Raw genomic sequence first — 356 nt, 5'->3', positions numbered from 1 at the left:
AGGTGCTGGAAGACGAAATCAACGGCCAGCAGAAACCTTGAGGAGAGGCCATGAAAGCCTTGTTTGTCCTGCTCAAAGATTACTGGTGGATTCTGCGTCGCCCCAGTGTGCATTACAGCCTGGGCTTTTTGACGCTTGGCGGGTTTATCGCCGGGGTGATTTTCTGGGGAGGTTTCAATACCGCACTGGAGGCGACGAACACCGAAAAATTCTGCATTTCCTGCCACGAAATGCGCGACAACGTGTATGTCGAACTTCAGGACACCATTCACTACACCAATCGCTCTGGCGTGCGCGCCACGTGCCCGGACTGCCATGTTCCGCATGAGTGGACGCACAAGATTGCCCGCAAGATG

At 54.5% G+C, this 356-nt stretch carries 1 protein-coding gene; it reads left to right on the top strand.

The features are described 5' to 3' along the window. Nucleotides 1-50 precede the first annotated feature (50 nt). On the top strand, nt 51-356 hold a 306-nt coding region (locus tag AC3XQU_RS23320; protein ID WP_489876528.1), incomplete at its 3' end, for a NapC/NirT family cytochrome c.

It is taken from the genome of Telluria sp. AZSoR62 (genome assembly GCF_058111565.1).
The sequence above is the reverse complement of the archived record's forward strand: the minus strand, read 5'-3'. Positions and strand labels throughout refer to the sequence as shown.